This is a genomic window from Pseudomonas sp. MIACH (genome assembly GCF_001269925.1).
Classification (GTDB): domain Bacteria; phylum Pseudomonadota; class Gammaproteobacteria; order Pseudomonadales; family Pseudomonadaceae; genus Aquipseudomonas.
Window position 1 is genome coordinate 1 of record NZ_LHVO01000023.1, and the last position, 5,016, is coordinate 5,016.

The window sequence follows — 5,016 nt, forward strand, 5'->3', positions numbered from 1 at the left end:
CCTTAACTGACCGGCATTAGGGCTTGCCCCCGATGAGCGGGTGTCAGTCACTTATTTTTTAACTGACCCGGCGCTATCGGGGGCAAGCCTGCGTTCGGGCACACCGAGCCTAGGCGAGGTGCCGAGTGTTGGGGCAAGAGCCTTTTTGGTTACTTTTGGGGCTCTTTTCCAAAAGTGACCCGCCGTAAGGGCGGAACCCTAAGTCGCCGTTACCGCAGCAACGGATATGTACTCATTCCAACCCCAGCAAATGGTCGGCCCAGAGGCCGCCACGGGAGCAAGTCGAATCGTCGCTCCGCCCCTCCCACATTTTTGAACGGCATCAGGCGTTAGCCAGATTCGCCAGTGCGATCCCTGAAACGTAGCGCTCCAGATTCGCCAAGAACGTATCGGCAATCTCATTGCGGCTATTGGTCGAAATCGCCGACGTATGCGGCGACAACCGCACCCGTGGGTGGCTGTACAGCGGGTGCCCATCCGGCAATGGCTCCGGCTCGGTCACGTCGAGCGATGCCAGGCCGATCCGGCCGTTATCCAGCGCCTCCAACAACGCCTCCTGATCGAGCAGGCCGCCGCGCGCGATGTTGATCAGGTGCAGTCCCGGCTTGGCGCTGCCCAGCACATCGCGGTTGATGATATGCCGCGTGGCGTCGGTCAGTGGCGCGGCCACCACCAGGTGGTCGGCGCGGGCGAACAGGTCGTGGATGTCTCGGGCGGCCTCTACGCCGATACCGAACGGTGTCTGGCTCTTGCGCAACGCCACCACCTTGATACCCAGGCCCAGGGCTTTTTGCGCCAGGCTTTCACCAATCGCACCAAAGCCAAGGATGCCCAGGGTGGTGCCCTTAAGCGGGCGCAGGGCGGTGAAATTCCAGTGCGAATCCTTAACCCAGATGTCCGGTAAATGCTTGGACGCGGCAAAGATCGCCGCCAGGGCGAACTCGGCCAGGTTGTCGGCGGCGCTGCCCCTGGAGGTGGTCACCGGCGGGCCGTTGAACAGCCATTGCGGGTAGAAGTCGATGCCCGATGAGACCAGGTGTACCCATTGCGCGCCGTAGGGCCAGCCCGGTGGCGGGGTGTTCGGGGCGGTGTAGCCGCGTACGTTGATCGGGCGCGCCAGCAGGATATTCGCCTGGGGCGGCAGGTCGCTGGGTACGCCCTCTGGCACGCCGATGACCTGTGCTCCTGGGTGGATCGCGGTGACGCGCGCGCGGATCACCTCGTTGTAGTCTTCGCCCAGTTGGCTGGCAATAATCACCTGGCTCATGTGCGCTCCTTCTGGCGTTGGGCAAACACGGCTTTGCCGACGCCTTGCAGTACCGCATCGTTCTGCGGGGTGTGTACGCGACTGCACAGCACATCGCGGTAGTGGCGTTGCAGCGGGCTATGGCGCGACAGGCCAGGGTTGCCGGAAGCCTCGATGGCCAGTTCCACCGCGCGAATAGCGTTGTGGGTGATCAGGTACTTCAACTGCGCAGCGTTGGCGGCCGGGGTATGGCCGTCGGCGGCGGCGTCGAGCAGGCTGCGGTTGGCGAAGAGCAGGGTGTCGATATGCCCGACGGTTTCCTGGAAGCGCGGCAAGGTCGACAACGCCGCACCGAGGTTGGACGGCTGGCGTTCTTCCAGCCAGTTCACCAGCCAGTCCCGCGCGGCCTGGGCCACGGCGTCATACACCGAGGACAGCAGCACCGACATCCACAGGAAACCTTCGGCATCCAGTTCCGGTTGCGGCGCGCTCCAGGGGCTGACGCTGACGGCGTGGTCCAGCGGCACCAGCACGTTGTCGAGCACCACTTCATGGCTGCAGGTGGCGCGCATGCCGAGGTGGTCCCAGGTGTCGATGATGCTCACGCCGGGGCTGTCCTTGGGCACCAGCCAGGCGCCCACCAGCGGGTCGGCGTCATCGCTGCGCGCCCACACGCTGAACCAGCTCAGGCCGTGGCTGCCGGTGGAGTAGATCTTGCGCCCGCTGATGCGCCAACCCTCAGCGGTGCGCACAGCGGTGGTCGCCGGTAGCCCGCCACGAGCCGGGGTGCCGAGGTCGGGTTCGACGCGCAGGGCGTTGATCAATGCGCCGTTGCGCACCGCGTCCTCGGCCACTTGTGTACGCAGGTGGGGCGGCCAGGTCTTGCTGTCTTGCAGGCGGTTATGTTGCAGGTATTGCATCACCAGGATCAGTGCGGTGGACGGTTCGCCCTTGGCAATCGCACTGATCGCCTTGCGCGCCTGGGGCAGGCTGGCACCGCCGCCACCGAGGGACTTGGGCACGGTGAGGGCGACCAGGCCGTGGTCATGCAGCCGCTGGAAGTTGGCATGGGGGAAGGCGCCGCTCTCGTCATACAGGTGCGCAGTGCCGGCCAGTTCGGTGCTCAAGTATTCGAGCAGGGCGTCGAAATCGACAACGTTCACAGTGCGTAGAGACGATTGAATCATCAGTATGTGCTCGGTCAAAAATGTGGGAGGGGCGGTGCGACGATTCGACTTGCTCCCGATTGCGGTGTGTCAGTCAATCCATCTGTGACAGGCCTACCGCAATCGGGAGCAAGCCCCCTCCCACAGGGGATAGTGTTCAGGCCAGGGCCTTTTCGCGGGCTTCGATCACGCTGTAACGATTGGCCGGCACGGCCAGGCCGAGGTTGTCGCGCAGGGTGTGGCCCGTGTACTCGGTACGGAACAGGCCGCGCTGTTGCAGCACCGGTACCACCAGTTCGGTGAAGTACTGCAAGCCGTCCGGCAGCACCGAGTTGATGATGAAACCATCGCTGGCGCCGCGCTCGAACCAGGTCTGGATCGCGTCGGCGACTTGCTCCGGGGTGCCGACAAAATCACGCTTGGGCCGCGAGAAGCGCAGCGCCACTTCGCGCAGGGTCAGGCCTTCGTCCCTGGCCAGTTGCTTGATGCGGTCGGAGCCGCCTTTCTGGCTGTTGGCGCCCAGGTCGCCGAGTTCCGGGAAGGGCGCGTCCAGCGGGTACTGGCTGAAGTCATGGTCGTTGAACGGGCGGCCAAGGGCGACGATGGCGTCTTCCACGGTGACCAACTCCACGGCCTGCTGGTAGCGGCTTTCCACTTCGGCCTCGTCGCGGCCGACAATCGGGCGGATGCCCGGCAGGATCGACAGGCTGTCGGCGTCACGGCCAAAGCCTTTGGCGCGGCGTTTGAGGTCCTGGGTATACGCCAGGCCTTCTTCGATGCTCTCCACATGCACAAAGATGGCGTCGGAGTTCTGCGCCGCAAAGTTACGCCCGTCTTCGGATGTGCCCGCCTGGAAAATCACCGGTTGGCCCTGGCGCGAGCGCGCAATGTTCAGCGGGCCTTTGACCGAGAAAAACTCGCCTTTGTGGTTCAGCGCATGCAGCTTGCCCGGGGTGAAGAATTCGCCGCTTTGCTTGTTGTAGGCAAAGGCGTCGTCTTCCCAGGAATCCCACAGGCCCTTGACCGTGTTCAGGTGTTCCTTGGCGATGCGGTAGCGCACGGCGTGGGGAGGGTGTTCGGCTTTACCGAAGTTGTCGGCGGTGCCGCTGAGCCACGAGGTCACCACGTTCCAGCCGGCGCGACCGCCGCTGATATGGTCCAGGGACGCGAACTGGCGCGCCACCTGATAGGGCTCGGTGTAGCTGACGGTCACGGTGGCCACCAGGCCGATATGCGTGGTCAACGCGGCCAGGGCCGAGAGGATGGTCAGCGGTTCGAAACGGTTGAGGTAATGCGGGCTGGACTTGGCGTGGATGTGCAGGCTGTCGGCGATGAACACGAAGTCGAACTTGGCCGCTTCGGCGAGTTCGGTCTGCTGCTTGTAGAAGCCGAAATTCGTACTGGCATTCGGTTGCGCCTGCGGATGGCGCCACTCGCCCCAGCCGTGGCCGACACCGTGGACCATGGCGCCCAGTTTCAAATGGCGCGCTTTCAATGGATGTGGCTTGCTCATGTTCTGCTCCTTCAGCGTGATGCTTGGTTGTTGGGGGCACGCTTGGCGTTAAAGCTCTTGTCGAAGCCCTGGGACACGTCGATGTGTTTGGTCAGCAGACCTTCTTGTTGGTAGGTGTCGGCGGTGGCTTGCAGGCCACTGATCACGCTGTCGTCAATCAGCACCGGGCTCAGGCGGGTTTCCTTGGCCACGGCCACATGCACGGCCAGCGGCAGCCCGGTGATTTTGGTCTGGGCGGCGGCGTACTCGTTGGGGTGGGTATTGGCCCAGGCGTAGGCGCGGTCGACGCGGGCGACAAAGTCGTCCAGCTGCGTGCGCTTGTCGGCGATGGCCTGGCTGGTGGCGGCGAGGTACAGGTGGTTGCTCAACAGCGTGTTGCCGCTGGCCACGATCCGCGCCTGGCTTTGCGAGGTGACCACGGTGGTGTAGGGGTCCCAGGTCGACCAGGCGTCGACAGTGCCGTTATCCAGCACCAGGCGCGACTCGCTGGGCAGCAGGAAAATGAACTGCACATCCTTGGTGGTCAGGCCGGCCGTGGCCAGGGCCTTGATCGCCAGGTAGTGGCCGATGGAGCCGCGGCCGGTGACGATTTTCTTGCCCTTGAGGTCGGCCACCGTCTTGATCGGCGAATCCTTGGGCACCAGCAGGGCGGTGGTGTTACGCCCTTCGGCGTGGATGATGCTGACCACCTTGAGCGAGGCGCCGGCGCCAAGGGCAAACACGTAGGGCGCATCGCCCAGGGCACCGATATCCACGGCCCCGGCATTCAAGGCTTCGCCCAGGGGCGAGGCGGACGGGAATTCCGACCACTGGATTTCATAAGGCACGTTTTTCGTTTCGCCGGAGACTTCCAGCAGCGTCTTGATCGTCGATTTTTGATTGGCCACCCGCAGCGGTTGCAGGTCGGCAGCGTGGGCGCTGGTGGCGAAGCCAAGGGCCAGGGCGGTGCCCAGGAGCAGGCGTTTGAACGGAGTGGAAAAGACCATGGGATGCAGGCTCCAGGCAGATCGAAAAAGGGTTCGGCTACCTCCGCCTGGAGAAGGGGTCGGTGAGGAGTTCACGTTATTCCCATAAAAACCTGCTGTGAAGGT

General features: G+C 63.9%; 4 protein-coding genes. All 4 read right to left on the minus strand.

Translation table 11 applies throughout. The annotated features are described in order from the left end of the window. Positions 1-322: 322 nt before the first annotated feature. Entirely contained in the window at positions 323-1,267 is a 945-nt protein-coding gene (locus tag AD670_RS08470; RefSeq protein WP_053130488.1) for a D-isomer specific 2-hydroxyacid dehydrogenase family protein, read from the minus strand. After that, positions 1,264-2,433 carry an acyl-CoA dehydrogenase family protein gene (locus AD670_RS08475; protein WP_053130491.1) on the minus strand — a complete coding sequence of 390 codons (1,170 nt, stop codon included), beginning with the start codon at positions 2,431-2,433 and terminating at the stop codon, positions 1,264-1,266. Before AD670_RS08475 ends, AD670_RS08470 begins: the two co-directional genes overlap by 4 nt. Positions 2,434-2,569: 136 nt before the next feature. Next, a complete protein-coding gene (locus AD670_RS08480; protein WP_053130493.1) occupies positions 2,570-3,925 on the minus strand; it encodes an LLM class flavin-dependent oxidoreductase in 1,356 nt (451 codons plus the stop codon). 11 nt (positions 3,926-3,936) lie between these two features. Beyond that, the gene (locus tag AD670_RS08485; protein ID WP_053130495.1) at positions 3,937-4,911 is read right to left on the minus strand and encodes an ABC transporter substrate-binding protein; all 975 of its coding nucleotides are present in this window, start codon (positions 4,909-4,911) and stop codon (positions 3,937-3,939) included. Between the last annotated feature and the right edge of the window lie 105 nt (positions 4,912-5,016).

Bases quoted from the DNA above. Each gene is read 5' to 3' on its own strand.
- AD670_RS08470 (WP_053130488.1), bottom strand. From the start codon at position 1,267: ATGAGCCAGGTGATTATTGCCAGCCAACTGGGCGAAGACTACAACGAG.
- AD670_RS08475 (WP_053130491.1), bottom strand. From the start codon at position 2,433: ATGATTCAATCGTCTCTACGCACTGTGAACGTTGTCGATTTCGACGCC.
- AD670_RS08480 (WP_053130493.1), bottom strand. From the start codon at position 3,925: ATGAGCAAGCCACATCCATTGAAAGCGCGCCATTTGAAACTGGGCGCC.
- AD670_RS08485 (WP_053130495.1), bottom strand. From the start codon at position 4,911: ATGGTCTTTTCCACTCCGTTCAAACGCCTGCTCCTGGGCACCGCCCTG.